Raw genomic sequence first — 826 nt, 5'->3', positions numbered from 1 at the left:
TGAAGACCGCCCACGAGGCCCGGGTTGCGACCCGACGCGAACTACGCCAAGATCCCCCATAACCCCTCACGCGGCTGATGGGTATTTCCAGCCCGATCTGGTGCATTCTCTCTGACACACCTCGCGAGGACGGGTCGGAGCTCACCCCCGACTGGGTGTCCGATCACTTCGAGCGCCTCACGTTCGCGGCAGGGTTGCCGCCGATTCGTCTGCACGACCTTCGCCACGGCGCGGCGACGCTGTCCCTCGCTGCCGGGACGGACATGAAGTATGTGTCCGCGATGCTGCGGCATTCGTCGCTTTCGATCACGTCTGACATCTATACGGCGGTTTTGCTGGAGATGGCGCGTGAGGCGGCGGAGGCGAGCGTCGCTCTGGTGCCGCGCGCGGCGGTTCCCGGCGGCGGGCAGTCCGGGACGGCCGGTTCCCGTTCGGTTCCCGACCTGCACGTTGTCCGACCCACGGATTAGCGGCGGGTTGCTCCGCTGCTGGTGGAGTAGGTAGGGCGGGTGGGACTTGAACCCACGACCCACGGATTATGAGTCCGATGCTCTGACCGGCTGAGCTACCGCCCCTGGATTCAGTTGTGTGACGTGCGGTGGGCGTCGTGAGGATCATGCCGCCGCCCCGCGCATGCTAAGGCTAGAGCATGGGAACCGTTTGTGGCGCCCGGCTGGATGGGGGACATCCCCGCACACATCATTCCACGCCCGGACGTGTTGGTGGAGCCTGAGCCGATCATATTCGGGTCTCGGCCGGGCCCTTCAGCACCGCGACCGGGTTCGGGGGCCGGGCGGGCATTCCCAGCGGGTACGCAGGTAAGCCC

The 826-nt window shown here is 66.6% G+C and carries 1 protein-coding gene and 1 tRNA gene; one reads left to right on the top strand and one right to left on the bottom strand.

Features of this window, described 5'->3' with window-relative positions; all coding sequences use genetic code 11:
- The first annotated feature begins 77 nt into the window (after window positions 1–77).
- Entirely contained in the window at window positions 78–470 is a 393-nt protein-coding gene (locus E1294_RS52100) for a tyrosine-type recombinase/integrase (protein ID WP_132520811.1), read from the top strand.
- Window positions 471–501: 31 nt separating this feature from the next.
- On the opposite strand, the gene E1294_RS52095 is transcribed toward E1294_RS52100, so the two are convergent.
- A tRNA-Ile gene (locus E1294_RS52095) sits at window positions 502–575 on the bottom strand.
- Window positions 576–826 lie beyond the last annotated feature (251 nt).

Source organism: Nonomuraea diastatica, assembly GCF_004349015.1.
Lineage (GTDB): Bacteria > Actinomycetota > Actinomycetes > Streptosporangiales > Streptosporangiaceae > Nonomuraea > Nonomuraea diastatica.
The sequence above is the reverse complement of the archived record's forward strand: the minus strand, read 5'-3'. Positions and strand labels throughout refer to the sequence as shown.